This is a genomic window from Pseudomonas sp. SMSB3, from assembly GCF_052041965.1.
Taxonomy (GTDB): domain Bacteria; phylum Pseudomonadota; class Gammaproteobacteria; order Pseudomonadales; family Pseudomonadaceae; genus Aquipseudomonas.
On the sequence record NZ_JBKGGV010000009.1, the window covers coordinates 90,060 to 109,718 of the forward strand.

Annotated in this window: 16 protein-coding genes; 3 read left to right on the top strand and 13 right to left on the bottom strand. The window is 63.9% G+C overall.

Features of this window, described 5'->3' with window-relative positions; all coding sequences use genetic code 11:
• Positions 1 to 16: 16 nt before the first annotated feature.
• Both ACLEJW_RS15880 and ACLEJW_RS15885 read left to right on the top strand, forming a co-directional pair.
• A complete protein-coding gene (locus ACLEJW_RS15880; RefSeq protein ID WP_440777878.1) occupies positions 17 to 2,047 on the top strand; it encodes a sensor histidine kinase in 2,031 nt (676 codons plus the stop codon).
• 1 nt (position 2,048) lies between these two features.
• Positions 2,049 to 2,615 carry a cob(I)yrinic acid a,c-diamide adenosyltransferase gene (locus tag ACLEJW_RS15885; RefSeq protein ID WP_145188272.1) on the top strand — a complete coding sequence of 189 codons (567 nt, stop codon included), beginning with the start codon at positions 2,049 to 2,051 and terminating at the stop codon, positions 2,613 to 2,615.
• A gap of 31 nt (positions 2,616 to 2,646) precedes the next feature.
• Here ACLEJW_RS15885 and ACLEJW_RS15890 read toward each other — a convergent pair whose 3' ends face one another.
• From ACLEJW_RS15890 to secA, 4 genes are all read right to left on the bottom strand, one after another.
• The gene (locus tag ACLEJW_RS15890) at positions 2,647 to 3,591 is read right to left on the bottom strand and encodes a Nudix family hydrolase (RefSeq protein ID WP_440777879.1); all 945 of its coding nucleotides are present in this window, start codon (positions 3,589 to 3,591) and stop codon (positions 2,647 to 2,649) included.
• Positions 3,588 to 4,220 (bottom strand): glutathione S-transferase family protein, encoded by a 633-nt coding sequence (locus tag ACLEJW_RS15895; RefSeq protein ID WP_313300751.1) that lies wholly within the window; start codon positions 4,218 to 4,220, stop codon positions 3,588 to 3,590. The genes ACLEJW_RS15890 and ACLEJW_RS15895 overlap by 4 nt, the downstream gene beginning before the upstream one ends.
• 60 nt (positions 4,221 to 4,280) lie before the next feature.
• A complete protein-coding gene (gene argJ / locus ACLEJW_RS15900; RefSeq protein ID WP_440777880.1) occupies positions 4,281 to 5,498 on the bottom strand; it encodes a bifunctional glutamate N-acetyltransferase/amino-acid acetyltransferase ArgJ in 1,218 nt (405 codons plus the stop codon).
• A 171-nt stretch (positions 5,499 to 5,669) separates the two neighbouring features.
• On the bottom strand, positions 5,670 to 8,405 hold the full coding sequence (secA, locus tag ACLEJW_RS15905) for a preprotein translocase subunit SecA (RefSeq protein WP_145188285.1): 2,736 nt from the start codon (positions 8,403 to 8,405) through the stop codon (positions 5,670 to 5,672).
• A gap of 302 nt (positions 8,406 to 8,707) precedes the next feature.
• On the opposite strand from secA, the gene ACLEJW_RS15910 reads away from it, so the two are divergent.
• Positions 8,708 to 9,163, top strand: a complete 456-nt coding sequence (locus ACLEJW_RS15910) for a DUF721 domain-containing protein (protein WP_440777881.1) — start codon at positions 8,708 to 8,710, stop codon at positions 9,161 to 9,163.
• Positions 9,164 to 9,210: 47 nt separating this feature from the next.
• On the opposite strand, the gene lpxC is transcribed toward ACLEJW_RS15910, so the two are convergent.
• The 9 genes from lpxC to murD form a co-directional block, all read right to left on the bottom strand.
• Positions 9,211 to 10,122 carry a UDP-3-O-acyl-N-acetylglucosamine deacetylase gene (gene lpxC, locus ACLEJW_RS15915; RefSeq protein ID WP_145188291.1) on the bottom strand — a complete coding sequence of 304 codons (912 nt, stop codon included), beginning with the start codon at positions 10,120 to 10,122 and terminating at the stop codon, positions 9,211 to 9,213.
• Between the two features lie 114 nt (positions 10,123 to 10,236).
• Positions 10,237 to 11,433, bottom strand: a complete 1,197-nt coding sequence (gene ftsZ, locus ACLEJW_RS15920) for a cell division protein FtsZ (protein ID WP_003251871.1) — start codon at positions 11,431 to 11,433, stop codon at positions 10,237 to 10,239.
• A 55-nt stretch (positions 11,434 to 11,488) separates the two neighbouring features.
• Positions 11,489 to 12,745, bottom strand: a complete 1,257-nt coding sequence (gene ftsA / locus ACLEJW_RS15925) for a cell division protein FtsA (RefSeq protein ID WP_145188295.1) — start codon at positions 12,743 to 12,745, stop codon at positions 11,489 to 11,491.
• A gap of 14 nt (positions 12,746 to 12,759) precedes the next feature.
• Positions 12,760 to 13,629, bottom strand: coding sequence for a cell division protein FtsQ/DivIB (locus ACLEJW_RS15930; protein ID WP_145188298.1), 870 nt, complete (start codon positions 13,627 to 13,629; stop codon positions 12,760 to 12,762).
• Between the two features lie 5 nt (positions 13,630 to 13,634).
• On the bottom strand, positions 13,635 to 14,591 hold the full coding sequence (locus ACLEJW_RS15935; RefSeq protein ID WP_145188301.1) for a D-alanine--D-alanine ligase: 957 nt from the start codon (positions 14,589 to 14,591) through the stop codon (positions 13,635 to 13,637).
• Positions 14,588 to 16,036, bottom strand: a complete 1,449-nt coding sequence (gene murC, locus ACLEJW_RS15940; protein ID WP_313300772.1) for a UDP-N-acetylmuramate--L-alanine ligase — start codon at positions 16,034 to 16,036, stop codon at positions 14,588 to 14,590. The genes ACLEJW_RS15935 and murC overlap by 4 nt, the downstream gene beginning before the upstream one ends.
• Positions 16,029 to 17,108 carry an undecaprenyldiphospho-muramoylpentapeptide beta-N-acetylglucosaminyltransferase gene (murG, locus tag ACLEJW_RS15945; RefSeq protein WP_145188307.1) on the bottom strand — a complete coding sequence of 360 codons (1,080 nt, stop codon included), beginning with the start codon at positions 17,106 to 17,108 and terminating at the stop codon, positions 16,029 to 16,031. The genes murC and murG overlap by 8 nt, the downstream gene beginning before the upstream one ends.
• Positions 17,098 to 18,312, bottom strand: a complete 1,215-nt coding sequence (gene ftsW, locus ACLEJW_RS15950; protein WP_145188310.1) for a putative lipid II flippase FtsW — start codon at positions 18,310 to 18,312, stop codon at positions 17,098 to 17,100. The genes murG and ftsW overlap by 11 nt, the downstream gene beginning before the upstream one ends.
• The gene (murD, locus tag ACLEJW_RS15955; protein ID WP_440777882.1) at positions 18,309 to 19,655 is read right to left on the bottom strand and encodes a UDP-N-acetylmuramoyl-L-alanine--D-glutamate ligase; all 1,347 of its coding nucleotides are present in this window, start codon (positions 19,653 to 19,655) and stop codon (positions 18,309 to 18,311) included. The genes ftsW and murD overlap by 4 nt, the downstream gene beginning before the upstream one ends.
• Positions 19,656 to 19,659: the final 4 nt, after the last annotated feature.

Genomic DNA, 19,659 nt, shown 5'->3' on the forward strand with positions numbered 1-19,659 from the left:
GGACACCGCCCAACCCATGACCCTGCGCCAACGCCTGGAAAACCTGCCGGTCGGTCACAAGCTACTGGCGGCCCTGCTGGTGCTGCTCGGCACGATTCTGCTGGTGGCCAACCTGGCCTTCATCAGCGCCGCCTACTGGATCACCCAGGAAAGCATGGCGCCGCAGGCCTTGCAGACCATCGGCCGGCTGGTGGCCAACCCGCAACTGTCCGCCCGCGCCGGCGACTCCACCCCGGCGGCCACGGCGCTGCTCGAAGCCTTGGACAGCTACGCGCCCCTACGCGCTGCGGCCATCTATGGCAGTGATGGGCGCATGCTGGCGCAACTGCAGCATGGTGAGCCGCTGACCCTGCCCAAGCGCTACCGTAACGTCGATGCCTGGCGCCTGATGGAGTTTCGCAGCACCCAGCTGATCCGTATCGCTCGCCAGGCCAGCCCACCAGCGCACCTGCTGCTGGTTGCCAGCAGCGAACTGCCCAGTGCGTTCTACACCGGCACCTTGACTGCCAGCCTGGCGATCCTGGTGTTCAGCATCTTGCTATGGCTGGTGATCGCCCGGCAGATCAAGCGCCTGATCACCCAGCCGATCAACCAGCTCGAAGAACTCACCCGCCAGGTCACCCGCGAAGAGAGCTATGCCCTGCGTGCCACCCCCGGCAACGACGACGAGATCGGCAGCCTGGCCGAAGCGTTCAACACCATGCTCTCGCGCATCGAAGCCCGCGAGCAGCAACTCAAGCGCACCCGCGATGAGTTCCAGAGCGCCTACGATCAAGCCCAGGGTCTGGCCGAGGAAACCCGCCACACCAACCGCAAGCTGGAGCTGGAAGTGCAGGTGCGCAGCAAGATCGAGAAAAAGCTCACCGGCTTTCAGAACTACCTCAACAGCATCATCGACTCCATGCCCTCGGCATTGATCGCCCTGGATGAACAGCTCTACGTCACCCAGTGGAACCACGAGGCTACGGTGCTCTCGGGCACACCGCTGGACGAAGCGCTGAACCAGCCGATCTTTCTCGCCTTCGCACCGCTAAAGCCATACTTGCCCCAGCTCAAGGAGAGTGTCGAGAAGCACCGTGTGGCGAAAATCGAGCGCGTCACCTGGGCCAAGGACGACGAGCCGCGCCACTATGCCCTGACCTTCTACCCGCTGACTGGCGGCGGCGGCCGTGGCGTGGTCATTCGCATCGATGACATCACCCAACGCCTGTCACTCGAAGAAATGATGGTGCAATCGGAGAAGATGCTGTCGGTCGGCGGCCTCGCCGCTGGCATGGCCCACGAGATCAACAACCCACTGGGCGCCATCCTGCACAATGTGCAGAACATCCGCCGCCGCCTGTCACCTGAGCTTGCTCGCAACCAGGAGCAGGCCAGCGAGCTGGGCATCGACCTGGCCACCGTCAATCGCTACCTGCACAACCGCGAAGTGCCGCAACTGCTCGACGGCATCCAGCAAGCGGGGGCACGGGCCGCCAAGATTGTCACCCACATGCTCAGTTTCAGTCGCCGCAGCGATCGCCAGCTGGCCCCCTGCGATCTGCCAGCACTGATCGACCAGGCCTTGGAGATCGCCAGCAACGATTTCGACCTGAGCATCGGTTTCGACTTCAAGGGCCAGGCCATCGTGCGCCAATTCGACCCCAACCTGGGGCCGGTGCCGTGCACGGCCAACGAGCTTGAACAGGTCTTGCTCAACCTGTTGAAAAACGCCGCGCAGGCTATCCACCAACGGCCACAGGCGAGCGAGCCGGGGCGCATCGTTCTGCGTACTCGACTCAATCCGCCATGGGCCGAAATTCAGGTCGAGGACAATGGCGTGGGCATGCCCGAAACGGTACGCAAACGCACCTTCGAGCCGTTCTTCACCACCAAGGAAATCGGTCAGGGCACCGGGCTCGGGCTGTCGGTTTCGTACTTCATCATCACCAACAACCACAAGGGGCAGATGGAGGTGCATTCCACCCCCGGCCAGGGTACCTGCTTCACCTTGCGCCTGCCCCTTGGCCAGCCGTCCCCCACGGCAGACAACCAAACGGAGATGTGACATGGGCTATCGCCTGTCGAAGATCTACACCCGCACCGGCGACCGGGGCGAAACCGGCCTGGGCGACGGACGGCGGGTGCCCAAGGACCACCCCCGCGTCGAGGCAATCGGTGAGGTCGACACCCTCAATAGCCACCTGGGGCTGCTGCTGGCCGGGCTGGCCGAATGCGGCCTGAGCGAGGTGAGCGAGGTCCTTGCGCCCTGCCAGCACCGCTTGTTCGACCTCGGCGGCGAGCTGGCGATGCCCAGTTACCGGGCGCTGAGCGAAGCTGAAGTGGCGCGCCTGGAGGCGGCCATCGATACCTGGAACGAGGAATTGGGGCCACTGGAAAACTTCATCCTGCCCAGCGGCTCGGCGCTGATCGCCCAGGCCCATGTGTGCCGCAGCCTGGCGCGCAGCGCTGAACGCCGCTGCCAGCAGTTGAATGCGCTGGAGCCATTGGAGGGCGTGGGGTTGGCCTATATCAATCGGCTGTCGGATTTGCTTTTCGTGGCGGCGCGGATCATTGGCCGGCGACAGCGGGTTGCCGAGGTACTGTGGCAACCTGCGCCCAAGCCCGCCAGCTGAAAACGCGGGGCCGCACCGCGGCCCCGATCACTCAGGCCTCAGGCCAGAAGGCACGGATACCCGCAACGCCCTGGGCGCCGGCCTGCCAAGCTTGCTCGCGTTGCGCCGGGCCGACACCGCCCAGCAGATAGACCGGGTGCTTGAAACCGGCAATCAACTGCTCGGCCTGCTCCCAGCCCAACGGCGTCGCATCGGGGTGAGTCTGGGTCGCCTGCAGCGGTGACAAGGTGACGAAGTCCACGCCCATCTGCTCGGCCAAGGCCAGCTCTTCAGCGCTGTGGCATGAGGCCGCCAGCCAGCGCGCCTGGGGAAACGGTCGGCCTTTGGCGGCATACTTTCGCAGCTGTGCCGAGGTCAGGTGCCAGCCGGCGGACGGGAAATCGCCCAGCCACTCCAGCGGGCCCTTGAGCATCAACTGCGCCTTGCCAGCGCACAGCCCCACGGCGTCCACGGCAACGTCGCGGTACTTGGGGTCGTACATGTCCGGCGCGCGCAGCTGAATCAGGCCAATACCGCTGGCGACGGCCTTCTGGATACCCTTGAGCAGTTGCGGCACTTCCAGGCCATCCGGGGTAATCAGGTACTGATCGGGCAGGCGCGCGGCAGCGACGATGGGCTGGTTGGCCTCGGGAAAGGCATACTGCGCCAGGTCGCGCGGCGCCACCCAGGCCAGCGGTTGCCCCTCGGCGCCATGGGGCTCGCCGCTGAAGGCCTGGACTTCACGCACGTCCAGCAACACCTGCTTGTCCGGATAGTCATGGTTGACCTTGATCAGTGCGCGCGAGGCGCTGATCTCGATGCCGAGCTCTTCACACAGTTCACGGGCCAGCGCTGCCTCGACGCTCTCACCCGCCTCGACCTTGCCGCCTGGGAATTCCCACAGGCCGCCTTGATGCTGACTGTCGGAGCGCCGCGCAATCAAAATGCGCCCGTCCGTGCCGCGGATCACGGCGGCGACTACATGGATACGTTTCACCCTTGATGCTCCGCCAGGCCAGCGTGCTGCCAGGCCTGGAAGGCCGGCCACTGGTAGATGGTCTCGATATAACTCGCAGCTGCCGCTGGCACCTGCACACGGTAGGTTCGCAGGCGTACCGCCACCGGCGCGAAGAAAGCATCGACCAGACCTGGTTTGCCGAACAGGAAGGGGCCGGGCTCCTTGGCCACCACACGGCACTCCGACCACAGGGCAACGACCCGGTCGATGTCCACCTGCACGTCGAGCGGGATCTGCTCCAGCGCCTGGTCCCGGGACAGGTCGAACGGCATGGCAGTGCGCAACGCGGCAAATCCGCTGTGCATTTGCGCGCAGGCAGAACGGGCCTGGGCCCGTGCGGCGACATCAGTCGGCCACAACTGCGCCTGGGGGTGACGTTCGTTGAGGTATTCGGCGATGGCCAGGGAGTCGGCGATCGTGCCGTGCTCGGTCTGCAGCACAGGCACCTTGCCGGTAGAGGAAAACGCCAGGATGCGCTGGCGCGTATCGGGCTGGCGCAACGTGATCAAGGTTTCCTGGTAGGGCGCGCCGGTCAGTTCAAGGGCCAAGGCGCCGCGCAGCGACCAGGAAGAGTACAGTTTGTCGCCGATGATCAGGTGATAGCTCATGGGTCGGCTCCATGTATCTGGTGAGTGGGGGCCGCCGTGCAGCGCGGCCCCAGGGTTGCATCAGGTGCGGTATTCGGCGTTGATCTTCACGTATTCGTGGGACAGATCGGTGGTCCAGATGGTCTCGCTGCACTGACCGCGACCCAGTTCGATGCGGATGGTGATCTCTTCCTGCGCCATGACCTGCGAGCCTTGCTCTTCGGTATAGCTCGGGCTGCGCCCACCCTGGCTGGCAATGCACACCTCGCCCAGGTAGACGTCGATCAGACCGACATCCAGCGCTGGCACGCCGGCGCGGCCGACGGCGGCGAGAATCCGCCCCCAGTTGGGGTCGGAGGCGAACAGCGCGGTCTTGATCAGCGGCGAGTGCGCCACGGCGTAAACCACGTCCAGGCACTCCTGAGGATTACCCCCGCCGTTGACCTGTACGGTCACGAACTTGGTCGCCCCCTCGCCGTCGCGCACGATGGCCTGGGCCACCTCCATGCACACCTCGAATACCGCTTTTTTCAGCGCTTCGAACAAGGCGCCGCTGGCCTGGGTCACTTGCGGCAGGTCGGCCTTGCCAGTGGCGATCAGCATGCAGCAGTCGTTGGTCGAGGTATCGCCGTCGATGGTGATACGGTTGAACGACTTGTTGGCACCGTCGAGAATCAAGTCCTTGAGCACCTCAGGCGCCACCTTGGCGTCGGTGGCGATATAGCCGAGCATGGTCGCCATGTTCGGCCGGATCATCCCGGCGCCTTTGCTGATGCCTGTCACGGTGACGGTCACGCCATCGTGCTGGAACTGGCGGCTGGCACCCTTGGGCAGGGTGTCGGTGGTCATGATGCCGGTAGCGGCTTCGGCCCAGTTGTTCTCGGACAGATTGTCCAGGGCAGCTTGCAGCGCGCCTTCGATCTTCTCGACCGGCAGCGGCTCGCCAATCACCCCGGTGGAGAACGGCAGCACCGACTCGGCGGGTACGCCAGTCAGCTCGGCCAGCTTGGCGCAGGTGCGCTCGGCGGCAGCCAGGCCGGGTGCACCGGTGCCGGCGTTGGCATTGCCGGTGTTGGTCAGCAGGTAGCGCACCTGGCCCTGCACGCGCTGCTTGGACAGGATCACCGGCGCCGCGCAGAACGCATTCAGGGTGAACACGCCCGCCACGCTGGAGCCTTCGGCGCAGCGCATCACCACCACATCCTTGCGCCCTGGGCGCTTGATGCCGGCAGAGGCGATGCCGAGTTCAAAACCTGGCACCGGGTGCAGGGTAGGCAGGGGACCAAGACCAACAGCCATGAAAGCGCTCCTAGAACATTTGATTGATAGCGAAAAGCGGGGCCGCTTCGCGCCCCATCGCGAGACAAGGCCGCTTCCACGGGGACTGCGCAGCAGCAGGGCTGTGCGCTATCGCGGTGGTAGCGGCCTGGTGTCGCAACAGGGCCGCGAAGCGGCCCCATTCAGGTCAGATCACTCGATCTGACCGTGGCAGTGCTTGAATTTCTTGCCCGAGCCGCACCAGCAAGGCTCGTTACGGCCTAGCTTGAGGTCGTTGCGCACCGGGGCGGCAGCCACGGCTACTTCAGCGCCCTCCTCGGCCAGCGTTTCGCTTTCAAGGCCTGGCGCTTCGGCATGCTGGAACTGCATGCGGCTGGCCAGTTCTTCGGCCTCGCGGCGCAGACGCGCTTCCTCTTCGATCGGGTCTTCGCGGCGCACCTGGACGTGCGACAGCACGCGAATGGTGTCGCGCTTGATCGACTCCAGCAGCTCCTGGAACAGGGCGAACGACTCGCGCTTGTATTCCTGCTTCGGGTTCTTCTGAGCGTAGCCGCGCAGGTGGATACCATGACGCAGGTGGTCCATGGTCGACAGGTGGTCTTTCCACAGGTCGTCCAGTACGCGCAGCAGAATCTGCTTCTCGAAGGTGCGCAGGGCGTCGATACCGGCCTGATCTTCCTTCTCGGTGTAGGCCGAAGTAATCTCGCTCAGCAGCTTCTCGCGCAGGGTTTCTTCGTAGAGGTGATCGTCTTCGTCCAGCCATTGCTGAATCGGCAGCTTGATGCCGAAGTCGCTGGCCAATGAGGCTTCCAGGCCGGCGACGTCCCACTGCTCAGGCAGCGACTGCGGGGGAATGTGCTGGCTGATCGTGGCGTCGAGCACTTCCTGACGGAATTCGGCGATGGTGTCGCCAATGTTCTCGGCCGCCAGCAGGCTGTTGCGCATGTGGTAGATCACCTTGCGCTGTTCGTTGGCGACGTCGTCGTATTCGAGCAGTTGCTTACGGATGTCGAAGTTGCGGCCTTCGACCTTGCGCTGGGCCTTTTCGATGGCATTGGTCACCATGCGGTGCTCGATGGCCTCACCGGACTGCATGCCCAGCGCCTTCATGAAGTTCTTCACCCGGTCGGAGGCGAAGATGCGCATCAGGCTGTCTTCGAGCGACAGGTAGAAGCGGCTCGAACCCGGGTCACCCTGACGACCGGAACGGCCACGCAGCTGGTTGTCGATACGGCGCGATTCGTGGCGCTCGGAGGCGATCACGTGCAGGCCACCGGCCTGGATCACCTGCTGGTGACGCTTCTGCCAGTCGGCCTTGATCTGGGCGATCTGCTCAGGGGTCGGGTTTTCCAGGGCGGCGACTTCGGCCTCCCAGTTACCACCCAGGAGAATGTCGGTACCACGGCCGGCCATGTTGGTGGCGATGGTCAGGGCGCCAGGCGCACCGGCCTGGGCGATGATCTCGGCTTCCTTCTCGTGGTACTTGGCGTTCAGTACCTTGTGCTCGATGCCTTCCTTGTGCAGCAGGTTGGACATGTGCTCGGAGGTTTCGATGGTCGCGGTGCCCACCAGAATCGGCCGGCCCTGGGTCATGCTCTCTTTGATGTCGGCGATGATCGCGGCGTACTTCTCGTCGGCAGTCAGGTACACCAGGTCGTTGAAGTCTTTACGCGCCAGCGGCTTGTTCGGCGGAATGACCATCACGTTGAGGGCGTAGATCTGGGCGAACTCGAACGCTTCGGTGTCGGCAGTACCGGTCATGCCGGAGAGCTTGTTGTAGAGGCGGAAGTAGTTCTGGAAGGTGGTCGATGCCAGGGTCTGGCTTTCGGCCTGGATGTTGAGATTTTCCTTGGCTTCGATGGCCTGGTGCAGGCCCTCGGAGAGACGACGACCGGGCATGGTACGGCCGGTGTGCTCGTCGATCAGCAGTACCTGACCGTCCTGGACGATGTACTCGACGTTGCGATGGAACAGCTTGTGCGCACGCAGGCCAGCATACACGTGGGTCAACAGGCCCAGGTTGTGCGCCGAATACAGGCTCTCGCCCTCGGCCAGCAGGCCGACCTGGGTGAGCATTTCCTCGATGAACTGGTGACCGGATTCGTTGAGCTCGACCTGGCGGCTCTTCTCGTCGATGGTGAAGTGGCCTTCCTGGGTAACCTGGCCCTCGACCTCTTCGATGTGCTGGGTCAGGCGCGGAATCAGGCGGTTGATCTCGATGTACAGCTTGGAGCTGTCTTCGGCCTGGCCAGAGATGATCAGCGGGGTGCGCGCTTCGTCGATGAGGATCGAGTCGACTTCGTCGATCACCGCGAAATTCAGTTCACGCTGAAATTTTTCTTCCTGGCTGAACGCCATGTTGTCGCGCAGGTAATCGAAACCGAATTCGTTGTTGGTGCCGTAGGTGATATCGGCGCCATAGGCTGCGCGTTTTTCCTCAGGCGGCTGGAAGGCCGAGACGATACCCACGGACAAGCCGAGGAATTCGTACAACGGACGCATCCAGTTAGCGTCACGGCGGGCCAGGTAGTCGTTCACCGTGACCACGTGCACGCCCTTGCCGGACAGCGCATTGAGGTAGACAGCCAGGGTACCGACCAAGGTCTTGCCTTCACCGGTACGCATCTCTGCGATCATGCCCTCATGCAGGGTCATGCCGCCAATCAGCTGGACATCGAAGTGGCGCATGCCCATGACGCGCTTACCGGCCTCGCGGGCGACGGCGAAGGCTTCGGGCAACAGCTGGTCCAGTGTCTCGCCTTTGGCCAGGCGCTCCTTGAACTCTGCGGTCTTGCCCCGCAGCTGCTCATCGGAGAGGGCCACCATCTTCTCTTCGAAGGCATTGACGATAGATACCGTCTTGAGCATGCGTTTGACTTCACGCTCGTTCTTGCTTCCAAAAAGTTTTTTTAACAAAGGCGCAAACATATCGGCAGGATCTTCCACACGTAGGGATGGAGGGCGGCCCCATGAGTCGCCCGTGCAGCCCTGAGGCCGCATGCGAACGAGCATTCTACCCGGAAACGATGGTGAGGAAAGTGGTGGATTGCCACGATGCTGGCACAGCGCTTGGGTGGGGACTTTTCTAAGATAGGGGCATTTTCCCTGAGTTCAACCTCAAGGTGGATGAAACCGTCTGCGCGTACGTTCAGGCTGTGCTGACCGGTGAGCGGGCCAGTGCGGGTGGCACAGTGTTAGACTGGCGATCTTGTAACTTCATGCATATCGCCATGGCCTTCAAACCCTCCCCTGCCCAGCCGCCTGCTGCCCTGCTGCGGCAAAACCGTCCGTTGCGCCTGCTGCTGAATCAGGCCGAGCGCCTGGAGCACCTGCAGCGCCTGCTCGAAAGCCAGCTACAGCCGGCCGCGCGCGAACATTGCCACGTCGCCTCATGGCGCGATGGCACCTTGCTGCTGGTGGTGACCGACGGCCACTGGGCCACGCGCCTGCGTTATCAGCAAAAGCGGCTGCTGGCGGCGCTGCAGGCCATGGAGGCCTTCGGCAACCTCCGGCGCATCCTGTACAAGGTGCAGCCCCCGCTGGTGCCAGCCAAACGCGGCGGCAACAGCAGCGAGTTGTCTACCTGCGCCGCCGCCACCTTGCGCGATACCGCCGATGGCATCACCGACCCAAAGCTGCGCGCGGCCCTGGAGCGCCTGGCCGCCCACGCCCAGGACAAGCCATAAAAAAGGCCACCCGAAGGTGGCCTCAATGAACTAGAGAGTGTTCGAACTTACACCGCCGCAACAGGGCGCATGTACGAGATCGGTGCCGTGCTGGCATCTTCGAACGTGACCACTTCCCAAGCATCGGTTTCAGCGATCAGCTTGCGCAGCAGTTGGTTGTTCAGCGCGTGGCCGGACTTGAAGCCCTTGAACTCGCCGATCAGGCTGTTGCCCAGCAGGTAAAGGTCGCCGATGGCGTCGAGAATCTTGTGCTTGACGAATTCGTCATCGGAACGAAGGCCGTCCTCGTTGAGCACACCGGTCTCGTCGACCACGATGGCGTTCTCGACACTGCCGCCCAGCGCCAGGTTGTGCTTGCGCAGGTACTCGATGTCACGCATGAAACCGAAGGTCCGGGCGCGGCTGACTTCCTTCACGAACGAGGTGCTGGAGAAATCCACGACTGCACTTTGGGTCTGGCCCTTGAGGACCGGATGATCGAAGTCGATCTCGAAGCTCACCTTGAAACCATCGAAGGGCAGGAAGGTGGCGCTCTTGTCGCCCTCCACCACCGTCACTTCGCGCAGGATACGGATGAACTTCTTGGCTGCGTCCTGTTCTTCCAGGCCGGCAGATTGGATCAGGAATACGAAGGGGCCGGCGCTGCCGTCCATGATCGGCACTTCCGAGGCGGAGAGCTCGACGTAGGCGTTATCGATGCCCAGACCCGCCATGGCGGAGAGCAAATGCTCGACCGTATCGACCTTGACGTCCCCGTTGACCAGCGTGGTGGACATGGTGGTCTCGCCAACATTGGCCGCACGCGCCGGGATTTCGACCACAGGGTCGAGGTCGGCGCGACGGAAGACGATGCCGGTGTCGACAGGCGCAGGCTTGAGGGTCAGGTAGACCTTCTCCCCGGAGTGCAGGCCGACGCCGGTGGCACGGATGGTATTCTTCAGGGTGCGTTGTCTAATCATGGCATTGGCCGCTTCAGCGCAATTAATGCGAACAGGTATCAACAAAGGCTGGGGATAATAACAGACCCTGCCTTTGCTGAACACCAATCACCCTTATACCCCTGATAAATTCCATCAATCGGCCTGACGACGCAGGAAGGCTGGGATATCAAGGTAGTCCAGGTCATCCTGAGGGTTGAGTTTAGCTGCCGCCGCGGCGCCTGCATGGGCCTGGTTGCGCATCACGGTCGGACGCTCCAGGTCACGGTAGTTGACGGCTGGCTGCTCCTGACGAACCGGCGCCGGGTTGGACGCCTCGTAAGCCTGCTGGGCAGTCTGCAGGGTGTTGTCGACCACTTTGACCGGCTTCTCGATGCGCGCGCCCAGGCCAGTGGCGACCACGGTCACGTGCAGTTCGTCGCGCATGTCCGGATCGATGACGGTGCCGACCTTGACCATGGCGTGGTCGGAGGCGAAGGCTTCGATGATGCTGCCGACGTCGGAGTACTCACCCAGCGACAGGTCCGGACCTGCGGTGATGTTCACCAGGATGCCGCGGGCGCCCTGCAGGTTGACGTCTTCGAGCAGCGGGTTGCGAATCGCCGCTTCGGTGGCTTCACGGGCGCGATTCGGGCCACTGGCGCAACCCGTACCCATCATCGCCATGCCCATTTCACCCATGACGGTGCGCACGTCGGCGAAGTCGACGTTGATCATGCCTGGGCGCTTGATGATGTCGGAGATACCGCGAACGGCACCGGCCAGGACATCGTCGGCCTTGGCGAAGGCGGACAGCAGGCTGGCATCCTTGCCCAGGATGGTCAGCAACTTCTCGTTGGGAATGGTGATGAGCGAGTCGACGCTCTCGGCCAGCATGCGGATGCCCTCATCGGCGATCTGCATGCGCTTGCGACCCTCGAACGGGAATGGACGGGTCACCACCGCAACGGTGAGGATGCCCATTTCCTTGGCCACTTCGGCGATGATCGGCGCCGCGCCGGTACCGGTACCGCCACCCATGCCGGTGGTGATGAACACCATGTTGGTGCCTTGCAGCACTTCGGCGATGCGCTCACGGTCTTCCAGCGCGGCCTGACGGCCGACTTCCGGGTTGGCACCGGCACCCAGACCTTTGGTCACACCGGTACCCAGTTGCAGGATGGTGCGGGCGCCGATGTTTTTCAGCGCCTGGGCATCGGTGTTGGCGCAAATGAACTCCACGCCTTCGATGCTGCTCTTCACCATGTGGTTGACGGCGTTGCCGCCGCCACCGCCGACACCGATCACTTTGATGACCGGGCTTTGCGGGACGTTGTCTACGAGCTCGAACATTTTCCCTCTCCTTTCAGTTCTCTAGTTGTCGCGCCTACCACTACTGCTTTGAAACTTAGAAGTTGCCCTGGACCCACCGCTTGAAGCGCTCAAGCACTGGGGCCTTCGGTTCATCGCCATAGCTGTTGCTGCTGGTGTTACCGGTCAGGGGCAGGTCCTCGGACTGCTTGTGCAGGCCGTAGGTGAGCAAACCCACGCCGGTGGAATAGATCGGGTTGCGCACCACGTCGCTCAGCCCCCGAACGCTGTGCGGTACGCCCAGGCGTACCGGCATGTGGAAGATTTCCTCGGCCAGTTCGACCGCACCTTCCATCTTCGCAGTGCCGCCGGTCAGCACGATGCCGGCCGGCACCAGGTCTTCGTAGCCACTGCGGCGCAGTTCAGCCTGAATCAGGGTGAAGAGCTCGTCGTAACGCGGCTCCACGACTTCGGCCAGGGCCTGACGCGACAGTTCGCGCGGCGGACGATCGCCGACGCTCGGCACCTTGATGGTCTCGCCGGCGCCGGCCAGCTTGGCCAGGGCGCAGGCGTAGCGGATCTTGATCTCTTCGGCGTATTGAGTCGGCGTACGCAGAGCCATGGCGATGTCGTTGGTGACCTGGTCGCCCGCGATCGGGATGACCGCGGTATGGCGAATGGCGCCTTCGGTGAAGATGGCGATGTCGGTGGTACCACCGCCAATGTCCACCAGGCACACGCCCAGCTCTTTTTCGTCGTCGGTGAGCACCGAATAGGCCGAAGCCAGTTGCTCGAGGATGATGTCGTCGATTTCCAGGCCGCAGCGGCGCACGCATTTTTCGATGTTCTGCGCCGCGTTGACGGCGCAGGTGACCACATGGACCTTGGCCTCCAGGCGCACGCCGGACATGCCCAGCGGCTCGCGCACGCCCTCCTGGTTGTCGATCACGTAGTCCTGCGGCAGCGTATGCAGCACGCGTTGGTCGGCCGGAATGGCCACGGCCTGGGCGGCGTCGAGCACTCGCTCAAGGTCGGCCAGGCTGACTTCGCGGTCGCGAATGGCGACGATGCCGTGGGAGTTCAGGCTGCGGATGTGGTTGCCGGCGACGCCGACGAAGGCCGAGTGGATGCGGCAGCCGGCCATCAGCTGGGCTTCTTCCACCGCGCGCTGGATCGACTGCACGGTGGATTCGATGTTCACCACCACGCCTTTTTTCAGGCCGCGCGACGGATGGGTACCGATACCCACGATCTCCAGGGTGCCGTCTTCGCCCACCTCACCCACCAGCGCCACCACCTTGGAGGTGCCGATGTCCAGCCCGACGATCATTTTGCCGCTATGCGCGTTTGCCATGGTCCTGCCTCTCTCTAATTCTTCGCAACGGCGGGTTGGGCCGTCGTCGGTGCAATCGGTTCCCGCCAACCAACGGCAAGTCCGTTGGAATAACGCAGATCAATGCGGGCGATGGTGGTGATCTGGTCTTTGAGTGTCTTGTCGTAAATGGCAATGAAACGGCGCATCTTCTCCACCAGATGGTCGCGCCCCAGCAGCAGCTCGATGCCCGGGCCGGCGCTGCTCGCACCGGTGGTCAGGAACCAGCTGCCACGCTCGCGCAGCTCCAGGCGAGCGATGGAAAAGCCCAGGGGGCGCAGCATCTGGCTCAGTACCTGATACTGCTGCATGACTTGTTGCTGAGCACGTTGCGGACCGGCCAGTTGCGGCAAGTGCTCGTAGTTGGCCAGCTCGCGAGGGGTGAAGGCCTGGCCCTGGTTGTTGAGCAGCGCCTCGTCACCCCAGCGCGCTACCGGCAGTTGTTCTTCCAGGCGGATGACCACCTCGTCCGGCCACACGCGGCGTACTTCGGCGTGGGCGATCCATGGCATCTGCTCGAGCTCGGCGCGCATCGCCGGCAGGTCGACGCTGAAGAAGCTCGCCGCCACGTAGGGTGCGATGCGTTGCTGCACCGACTGCTGGCTGATGTAGCTGAGGTCGCCCTGCACGTCGATTTTGGTGATCGGGCGGTCGGCATACGGCATCAGGCGAATGGCCCCTTCATAGGCACCAAACCCTGCGGCCACCAGCACGATCGGCCACAGCAGACGCTTCAGGCCGCCCAGGCTAGGCCGCGGCAGGCGCGCCGATACGGGCTCGTCGGCCACCAGTCGGCTGGCACCGCGCGGCACCGGCTTGCTGCGGCCGGTAACGGGTTGCTGCTGACGTATCATTGCGCCTTGCATGATGATTAACCTCGCGATGCCACGCTGTCGGCCAGAATCGCCAGCACCAGCTGCTGGAAATCCAGACCAGCCGCGCGGGCCGCCATGGGCACCAGGCTATGATCAGTCATGCCGGGTGCGGTGTTGACTTCGAGCAGCCAGAAACGGCCCTGCTCGTCCTGCATCACGTCCAGCCGGCCCCAGCCTTCGATGCCGATGGCATCGCAGGCGCGCGCGGTCAGGTCGATCAGTTCCTGCTCCTTGGCACTGTCCAGCCCGCACGGGATGCGGTACTGGGTGTCATTGGCGATGTATTTGGCGTCGTAGTCGTAGAACACGTGCGGGGTACCCAGGGCGATCGGCGGCAGCACCTGGCCACGCAGTACCGCGATGGTGAACTCCGGGCCGTGAATCCATTGTTCGACCAGGACTTGCGAATCGTACTTGGCGGCATCCTTCCACGCGGCGACCAGTTCCTGCACGCTGGCGACCTTGGCCATACCGATGCTGGAGCCTTCATGCGCCGGTTTGACGATCAACGGGAAGCCCAGTTCCGTGCCTGCAGCAATACAGTCATCTTCACTGCTCAATACGGCATGTCGCGGGGTCGGAATGCCCAGGCTCTGCCACACCTGCTTGGTGCGCAGTTTGTCCATCGCCAGTGCCGAGGCGAGAATGCCGCTACCGGTGTAGGGAATCCCCAGGCACTCGAGCAGGCCTTGCATGCTGCCATCTTCGCCGCCACGCCCGTGCAGGATGATGAACGCACGGTCGATCTTTTCATTGAGCAGGCGCGCCAGCAGGTCATCGCCCACGTCGATGGCCACCACGTCGACCCCTGCCGCGCTCAGGGCGTCGATCACCGCGGCACCAGACTTCAGCGACACCTCACGCTCGGCGCTCTTGCCGCCATACAGGACGGCGACGCGGCCAAACGCCTTCACATCCAGGGTCGAATGCAATTGTGGGTAGGCGTGGCTCATTGCGACTTCTCCTGCTTGGTGCCAGCGAACAGCGGGCTTTTCATCAGTTGCGGAGCCAGCCCGCCAACGTCGCCGGCACCCTGGCACAACAGGATGTCGCCGGCACGCAGCAGCGGCTTGACCAGCGGCGCGAGCTCCGCGCCACGTTCGATGTAGATAGGGTCGAGCTTGCCGCGCTGGCGAATGCTGTGACACAGCTGACGGCTGTCGGCACCGGGGATTGGCTCTTCGCCGGCCGGGTAGACCTCCATCAGCAGCAGCACATTGGCATCACCGAGCACCTGCACGAAATCGTCGTACAGGTCACGGGTGCGGCTATAGCGGTGCGGCTGGTAGACGATCACCAGGCGGCGACTAGGCCAACCACCGCGCACGGCCTTGATCACCGCGGCGACCTCGGTCGGGTGATGGCCGTAGTCATCGACCAGCATCACACTGCCATCGTCGACCGGCAGTTCGCCGTATACCTGGAAGCGCCGGCCGACACCCTGGAAGCCGGACAGGCCCTGGACGATGGCCTCGTCACTGATGCCTTCGTCAGAGGCAATGGCGATGGTGGCCAGGGCGTTGAGCACGTTGTGGTTGCCGGGCATGTTGACCGACACCTCGAGCGGCTCGCGGTCGCGGCGCAGAACGGTGAAGTGGGTCTGCATGCCCTGCTGGCGCACGTTGATGGCGCGAATGTCGGCCTCTTCGCTGAAGCCGTAGGTCACCGTCGGACGCTTGACCTGCGGCAGGATCTCGCGCACCACCGGGTCGTCCAGGCACATCACGGCCAGGCCGTAGAACGGCAGGTTATGCAGGAACTCGACGAAGGTTTTCTTCAGCTTGTTGAAGTCGCCTTCGTAGGTCGCCATGTGATCGGCGTCGATGTTGGTGACCACGGCCACCATCGGCTGCAGGTGCAGGAAGCTGGCGTCGCTCTCGTCGGCTTCGGCGATCAGGTAGCGGCTGGTGCCCAGCTGCGCGTTGGTGCCGGCGGCGGTCAGGCGGCCGCCGATGACGAAGGTCGGGTCCAGGCCCCCGGCGGCGAACACCGAGGCGAGCAGGCTGGTGGTGGTGGTCTTGCCGTGCGTGCCGGCCACGGCGACGCCATGGCGGTAGCGCATCAGCTCGGCCAGCATCTCGGCACGCGGCACCACAGGGATGCGGCGCTCCAGGGCCGTGGCGACTTCCGGGTTGGCCGGGTTGATCGCGCTCGACACCACCAGTACGTCGGCGTTGGCCGCGTTTTCGGCACGGTGTCCGACGAAGATCTCGGCACCGAACGACTCCAGGCGCTCGGTCACAGGCGAAGCCTTGAGGTCCGAACCCGATACCTGGTAACCCAGGTTCAACAGGACTTCGGCGATGCCGCACATGCCAACGCCGCCGATACCGACGAAGTGGATGCGATGGATACGGCCCATCTTCGGCTGGGGCATGGCTTTCTGGTTTTCAACCATGGGCCACCTCCAGGCAGATATCGACCACGGTGCTGGTTGCAGCAGGTTTGGCCAGGCGCCGTGCGGTGCCAGCCATGGTGTTGAGTTTCTCGGGTTGCATCAGCACCTCGTTCAGGCGGTCGGCCAATTGCGCCGCGCCAGTTGTCGCTTGTGGCATGAGGAAGGCAGCGCCTTCACGGGCCAGATATTGGGCGTTATGGGTCTGGTGGTCGTCGATCGCGTGGGGCAACGGCACCAGTACCGAAGGCAGGCCTGCCGCCGCCAGCTCGCTGACGGTCAGGGCACCGGCCCGGCAGACCACCATATCGGCCCAGCCATAGGCGTGGGCCATGTCTTTGATGAACGGTTGCACCTCGGCCTGCACCCCGGCTTCGCGGTAACGCTCGGCAGTGGCTGGCGCGTGGTGCTTGCCGGCCTGGTGAAACACCTCCGGGCGCAGCGCCGCAGGCACTTCGGACAGGGCCTTAGGCAACAATTTGTTCAATGGTTCCGCGCCCAAGCTGCCGCCCATGACCAGCAGGCGCGCCCGGCGTTCGGCCAGCGGCGCACGCTCGGCGCTCATGAACAGCTCGGCGCGCACCGGATTGCCGGTGGTTCGCAGCTTGTCGCTGGCGCTGAAGGTCGCCGGGAAGGCTTCGCAGACCCGCGCAGCCATTGGCAGCAGCAGACGATTGGTGGTGCCGGCGCGGGCATTCTGCTCGTGGATCACCAGCGGCACGCCGCATAGCTTGGCTGCCACGCCGCCAGGGCCGGTCACGTAGCCGCCGAAGCCGACCACGCACACCGGCTGGAGCTGACGCACGATTCGCCGCGCCTGCAACACGGCCTTGACCAGGGTGAACGGGGCCTTGAGCAACGACAACTTGCCTTTGCCGCGCAGGCCGCTGACCTGGATCAGGTGCAGCGGCAGGCCGGCCTGCGGCACCAGCTCGTTCTCGATACCGCGCGGTGTGCCCAGCCAATGCACGCTGTAGCCGCGCGCCTGGAATTCGCGCGCGCAGGCCAGCGCCGGGAATACGTGGCCACCGGTGCCACCGGCCATGATCAGTACGTTTTTGCCGTCAGCGCCCATGACTGGTCTCCTCGGCAAAATCGCTCTCGCTGAATTCGTGCTCTTCACTGCCCAGGTGCGTGCGGCTTTCCCATTCGATGCGTAGCAGTAAGCCCACGCAGGCGCAGCAGATCACCAAGGACGAGCCACCATAGCTGAGAAACGGCAGGGTCAACCCCTTGGTCGGCAGCAAACCGACGTTCACCCCGATGTTGATCAGGAACTGGCCGATCCACAGGAATGCCAGGCCGAACGCCATGTACGCGGCAAAGAACTGCTTGGCCTTCTCGGCCCACAGGCCGATGTAAAGCGCACGGACGGTAACGAAGACGAACAGGGCAATGGTCAACAGCGAGCCGACCACGCCCAGCTCCTCGGCCAGCACCGAAAACACGAAGTCGGTGTGCGCCTCAGGCAGGTAGAACTGCTTCTGCACACTGTTGCCCAGGCCTACGCCCAGCCATTCACCGCGGCCGAAGGCGATCAGCGCCTGGGTCAGCTGGTAGCCAGAGCCGAACTGGTCGGACCACGGATCGGTGAAGGTGATCAAGCGCGCCATGCGGTAGGGCTGCGCCTGCACCAGGACGAACACGGCGAACACCGCCAGCACCACCATCAGGCTGAAGCGGAACAGTCCCACACCACCGAGGAACAGCATCGCCGCAGCCGCGCCCATCATCACCACGGTGGCGCCGAAGTCGGGTTCCATCAGCAGCAGCACGGCCATCGGCAACAGCACGATGAACGGCTTGAAGAAGCCCATCCAGGTTTCGCGCACCTCGGTCTGACGCCGCACCAGATAGCCGGCGAGGTAGATGACCACGAATACCTTGGCGATTTCCGAAGGCTGCACGTTGAAGAAGCTGAAGCCGATCCAGCGCATCGAGCCGTTCACTTCGCGGCCGATGCCCGGCACCAGCACCAGCACCAACAGACCGAAGGCGCCCAGCAGCATCATGAAGCCCATGCGCTGCCAGGTGGCGATCGGCACCAGCATGGTGGCGCCGCAGGCGACCAGGCCGAGGAACACGTACACCAAATGGCGGAACATGTGGTACAGCGGGTTGCCCGATTGCACGGCGGCCACTTCCGAGGAGGCCGAGGTGATCATCACCAGGCCAAGGCCCAGCAGCGCCAGGCAACCGGCGAGCATGGCGAAGTCGAGGTCGATGCCCCGGCCGCTGATCAGCGGCGATGGGTAAGGCTTGAGGATGCCGAAGATCATGCCAGCTCCCCCGCCGCCTGGGCGAACAGGCGCCCACGCTCTTCGAAATTCTTGAACATGTCGAGGCTGGCGCAGGCCGGCGACAACAACACCGCATCGCCCGGCTGGGCCAGCTCGGCGCAGCGCTGCACGGCCTCCTCCAGCGTCTTGGCCCGCACCTGCTGCACCTCGCTGCCCAAAGCGCCTGCCAGACGCTCGGCGTCTCGGCCGAGCAGTACCACGGCGCGGCAGAAGCGCTCGACCGGCGCGCGTAATGCGGCGAAGTCGGCCCCTTTGCCATCACCACCGGCAATCAGCACCAGCTTGCCGTCGATGTCGGCACCCAGGCCTTCGATCGCAGCCAGGGCAGCACCGACATTGGTGGCTTTGGAATCGTCATACCAGTTGACCGCACGATGTTGGCGAATCCATTGGCAACGGTGAGCCAGGCCCTTGAACTCGCGCAGTGCTTCGAGCATCGGCGCCATCGGCAGGCCGGCGGCATGGCCCAGGGCCAGGGCCGCCAACGCGTTGCTCTGATTGTGCGCGCCACGAATTTTCAGCTCGCGGACCGGCATCAGGGTCTGGAACTCGAATGCCAGGTATTTTTCGCCATCGACTTCACGCAGGCCGAAGGCCTTGAAGTCCGGTTGATTCAGGCCGAAGCTCCAGCACGGCCGGCCTTCGACCGGCAACGGCCGGCTCAGGGCGTCCTGGCGGTTGACCACCACCTGGCGGGCGCCCCGGAAAATCCGGTGCTTGGCCAAGTGATAGGCCGGCAGGCCGCTGTAGCGGTCCATGTGGTCTTCGCTGATGTTGAGCACGGTCGCGACTTCGGCGTTGAGCTGGTCGGTGGTCTCCAGCTGAAAGCTCGAGAGCTCCATCACATACAGCTCGATATCGTCACTCAGCAGATCCAGCGCCGGCGTGCCGAGGTTGCCGCCGACGGCGACCCGCTTACCGGCCTTCGCAGCCATTTCGCCCACCAGGGTAGTCACGGTGCTCTTGGCATTGGAGCCGCTGATGGCGACGATCGGCGCCTTGGCATGCCGCGCGAACAACTCGATGTCACCCGACAGCACCACACCCCGCGCTGCAGCCTGTTGCAGGGCTGGGGTAGCCAGGGCCAGGCCCGGGCTCACGTACAGCTCGCTGGCACGGCAGAGGAAGTCGACGTCCAGTTCACCACAGCGCACTTCCACCTGCGGGTAATCACGGCGCAGGGTTTCCAGTTCCGGCGGTTGCTCGCGGGTGTCGGCGACCGCAAAGGCGATGCCCCGGTTCGCCAGGAAGCGAACCAGGGACATGCCGCTCTTGCCGAGGCCGACAACGATGCGGAATTGGTCGGAAGCGATCAATGACACGCTT

What these genes read in the sequence shown, in the direction of transcription:
- secA (WP_145188285.1), bottom strand. Translation starts at nt 8,405, where the DNA reads ATGTTTGCGCCTTTGTTAAAAAAACTTTTTGGAAGCAAGAACGAGCGT.
- argJ (WP_440777880.1), bottom strand. Translation starts at nt 5,498, where the DNA reads ATGGCTGTTGGTCTTGGTCCCCTGCCTACCCTGCACCCGGTGCCAGGT.
- ACLEJW_RS15880 (WP_440777878.1), top strand. Translation starts at nt 17, where the DNA reads ATGACCCTGCGCCAACGCCTGGAAAACCTGCCGGTCGGTCACAAGCTA.
- ftsZ (WP_003251871.1), bottom strand. Translation starts at nt 11,433, where the DNA reads ATGTTCGAGCTCGTAGACAACGTCCCGCAAAGCCCGGTCATCAAAGTG.
- murG (WP_145188307.1), bottom strand. Translation starts at nt 17,108, where the DNA reads ATGGGCGCTGACGGCAAAAACGTACTGATCATGGCCGGTGGCACCGGT.
- ACLEJW_RS15885 (WP_145188272.1), top strand. Translation starts at nt 2,049, where the DNA reads ATGGGCTATCGCCTGTCGAAGATCTACACCCGCACCGGCGACCGGGGC.
- murC (WP_313300772.1), bottom strand. Translation starts at nt 16,036, where the DNA reads ATGGTTGAAAACCAGAAAGCCATGCCCCAGCCGAAGATGGGCCGTATC.
- ACLEJW_RS15895 (WP_313300751.1), bottom strand. Translation starts at nt 4,220, where the DNA reads ATGAGCTATCACCTGATCATCGGCGACAAACTGTACTCTTCCTGGTCG.
- lpxC (WP_145188291.1), bottom strand. Translation starts at nt 10,122, where the DNA reads ATGATTAGACAACGCACCCTGAAGAATACCATCCGTGCCACCGGCGTC.
- ftsA (WP_145188295.1), bottom strand. Translation starts at nt 12,745, where the DNA reads ATGGCAAACGCGCATAGCGGCAAAATGATCGTCGGGCTGGACATCGGC.
- ACLEJW_RS15910 (WP_440777881.1), top strand. Translation starts at nt 8,708, where the DNA reads ATGGCCTTCAAACCCTCCCCTGCCCAGCCGCCTGCTGCCCTGCTGCGG.
- ftsW (WP_145188310.1), bottom strand. Translation starts at nt 18,312, where the DNA reads ATGATCTTCGGCATCCTCAAGCCTTACCCATCGCCGCTGATCAGCGGC.
- ACLEJW_RS15935 (WP_145188301.1), bottom strand. Translation starts at nt 14,591, where the DNA reads ATGAGCCACGCCTACCCACAATTGCATTCGACCCTGGATGTGAAGGCG.
- ACLEJW_RS15930 (WP_145188298.1), bottom strand. Translation starts at nt 13,629, where the DNA reads ATGCAAGGCGCAATGATACGTCAGCAGCAACCCGTTACCGGCCGCAGC.